At 72.2% G+C, this 2,632-nt stretch carries 3 protein-coding genes; 1 reads left to right on the forward strand and 2 read right to left on the reverse strand.

Annotated features, from left to right (window positions below; translation table 11 throughout):
* Nucleotides 1-125: oligopeptide/dipeptide ABC transporter ATP-binding protein (locus tag DMH08_RS39230; RefSeq protein ID WP_325052990.1), on the forward strand; the 125-nt coding region annotated here is incomplete at its 5' end.
* Between the two features lie 343 nt (nt 126-468).
* On the opposite strand, the gene DMH08_RS39235 is transcribed toward DMH08_RS39230, so the two are convergent.
* Both DMH08_RS39235 and DMH08_RS39240 read right to left on the reverse strand, forming a co-directional pair.
* Nucleotides 469-1,257, reverse strand: a complete 789-nt coding sequence (locus tag DMH08_RS39235; RefSeq protein ID WP_125621318.1) for an ABC transporter permease — start codon at nt 1,255-1,257, stop codon at nt 469-471.
* Nucleotides 1,254-2,195 carry an ATP-binding cassette domain-containing protein gene (locus DMH08_RS39240; RefSeq protein WP_125621321.1) on the reverse strand — a complete coding sequence of 314 codons (942 nt, stop codon included), beginning with the start codon at nt 2,193-2,195 and terminating at the stop codon, nt 1,254-1,256. The genes DMH08_RS39235 and DMH08_RS39240 overlap by 4 nt, the downstream gene beginning before the upstream one ends.
* Nucleotides 2,196-2,632: the final 437 nt, after the last annotated feature.

Here is a 2,632-nt window from a genome sequence, read left to right on the forward strand (position 1 = left end):
TGTCCCCGCCGTCCGGCTGCCGCTTCCGCACCCGCTGCCCCCTGGCCACCGACCGCTGCGCCACCGAAGAACCCGAACTCCGCGAACACGCCAAAAACCACCACCTCGCCTGCCACCACGCCTAACTCACCGACACCATCTTCAACGCCTTCGCCCCCGACGGCGCCCTTCGGCGTTTCACGATCGGCCCGGCAGCCGAGGGCAGCAACGAGCACACGCTCGGGCTGGCCCGGTACGAGGACTACATGCTCGATCTGCGGACGGTCCCCGAGCCCGCCCGGAGCCGGCTGCGCCGGGCCGCCCCGCCCGCGACGTCGGTTCCGACTAGCCGGTGGAACCCCGCCCGGTCGGCCTGGCCGCGTTCTGCGACGTCCTCGTCCAGCTCGACCGAGTGCGGGCCGTCGCCCTCCGCTGACCCCCGATCCGCCTGGACTCGTGCTCCATGCCACCCCGGCGGCGGGGCGGGGGTCAGTGGGCCGCGCGGTTGAAGCGGTACTTCGACCACAGGTAGCCGGCGACCGTGACGCCGGCGCACCAGGCGACGGCCTGGACGCCGCTGTCGCCGATCCGGTCGCCCATGAGGAGGCCGCGCAGGGTCTCGGTGAGGGGCGTGAAGGGCTGGTACTCGGCGAACCAGCGCAGCGCGGTGGGCATCGTGTCGGTCGGGACGAAGCCGCTGCCGAAGAACGGCAGGAGCAGCAGGATCATCGGGGAGTTGCTGGCGCTCTCGACGGTCTTGGCGGCGAGGCCCAGCCCCACCGCCAGCCAGGTGAGGGCGAGCGCGGTCCCGGTGACCAGGCCCGCCGCGGCGAGCCACTCGACCGGGGACGCGTCCGGCCGGAAGCCGATCGCGAAGGCGACGCCGACGACGACCACGATGCCCAGCAGGGCTTGGACGACGCTGGCGATCACGTGCCCGGTGAGCACCGCCGGGCGCCAGATCGCCATGGTGCGGAAGCGGTCGACGATGCCCTCGGTCATGTCCATGGCGACCGAGATGGCGGTGCCCTGCGCGGTGGCGGCCATCGCCATCAGGATAAGGCCGGGCGCCACGTAGTCGACGTAGGCGCCGCGCCCGCCGGAGCCGCCCCCGATACCGTCGCCGAGGGTGCCGCCGAAGACGTAGACGAACAGCAGCAGGAAGACCACCGGCATGCCGACGAGCATCACCGTCAACGACGGGTAGCGCAGCATCCGCCGGAGCTGGCGGCGCAGCATCGTCGTCGTGTCGGTCAGGGAGTGGGTCACGGTGCTCATCGCTGGGGCTCCTTGTCGTGCCGGCCGGTGAGGGTGAGGAAGACGTCGTCGAGGTCGGGGGTGTGCACGGACATCTCCGCCACGTCGATCGCCAGGTCGTCGAGGCGGGCGAACAGGTCCCGCATCGAGCGGACGCCGCCGTCGCTCGGGACCCGCAGGGACAGGCCGTCCTCGCCGAGGGCGGCGTCGGCCAGGGCGCCGACGGCGGCGGAGACGGCGGCCGGGTCGGCGAACCGCAGCAGGATGTGGCCGCCGGGGATGAGGCGCTTGAGCTCGTCGGCGGTGCCCTCGGCGATCAGCCGCCCGCCGTCGAGGAGCGCGATCCGGTCGGCGAGCTGGTCGGCCTCCTCCAGGTACTGGGTGGTGAGGAAGATCGTGACGCCGCCCGCGACGAGGTCCCGGATGGTCCGCCACATGGTGCGGCGGCTGCGGGGGTCGAGGCCGGTGGTGGGCTCGTCGAGGAAGATCACGGCCGGGTTCCCCACCAGCGTCATCGCCAGGTCGAGTCTGCGCCGCATGCCGCCGGAGTAGGTGCTCGCCGGCTTCCGGCCCGCTTCCACCAGGTCGAACCGCTCCAGCAGCTCGTCGGCGCGGCGCCGGGACGCCGCCCGGCCGAGATGGCGGAGGTCGCCCATCAGGGCCAGGTTCTCCCGCCCGGTCAGCAGGTTGTCCACCGCCGAGTACTGGCCCGTGACGCCGATCGCGGCGCGCACCGCGTCGGCGTCCCGGGCGGGGTCGTGCCCGGCGATCCGCAGCTCGCCGCCGTCCGCGGGGATCAGCGTGGACAGGATCTTGACCATGGTCGTCTTCCCGGCCCCGTTCGGGCCGAGCAGCGAGAAGATCGTTCCCCTGGCGACCCGCAGGTCGATGCCGTCGAGCACGACCTTCTCGCCGTACGACTTGCGCAAGCCGGTGACCGTGATGGCCGGTTCTGACATGATTACTCTCCGTGTTCGTGGATGGGGACGAGAGGTCCGCAGGCGGCCCGGACCGACGCGCGACGTCGGTCGTCCCCTGCCTCTGCCGGTCGGGTGTGTGTATGTGTGTTGTCGGTGCTTAGGCTGGCCCGGTCGCCGCCAGCCAGTAATGCCGGACGGTCTATTCCGCCCCGGACGGTCTAAGTGGTGCCGGACGGTCTAAGTGGTGCCGGTGGTGTCAGTGCTCGGGTGGTGCCGATGGCCTTGGTGCCCATGGCCTCGGGTGGTGCCGTTGGTTGCCCGTGGTGCCGATGGCCACAGGTGGTGGCGGGGGTGTTGGTGGCCTCAAGTGTTGTCAGCGGCCTTGGGGCTTAGCGGTGGCCTCGGGTGGGGCGGTGGGCGGGTCGGCAGGTCGCTGCCGGGCATGCGTGGCGTCGCCCTAGTCGGCGGGCGGTCGG

Source organism: Actinomadura sp. WAC 06369, from assembly GCF_003947565.1.
GTDB classification, from domain to species: domain Bacteria; phylum Actinomycetota; class Actinomycetes; order Streptosporangiales; family Streptosporangiaceae; genus Spirillospora; species Spirillospora rifamycini.

What these genes read in the sequence shown, in the direction of transcription:
- DMH08_RS39235 (WP_125621318.1), bottom strand. Translation starts at nt 1,257, where the DNA reads ATGAGCACCGTGACCCACTCCCTGACCGACACGACGACGATGCTGCGC.
- DMH08_RS39240 (WP_125621321.1), bottom strand. Translation starts at nt 2,195, where the DNA reads ATGTCAGAACCGGCCATCACGGTCACCGGCTTGCGCAAGTCGTACGGC.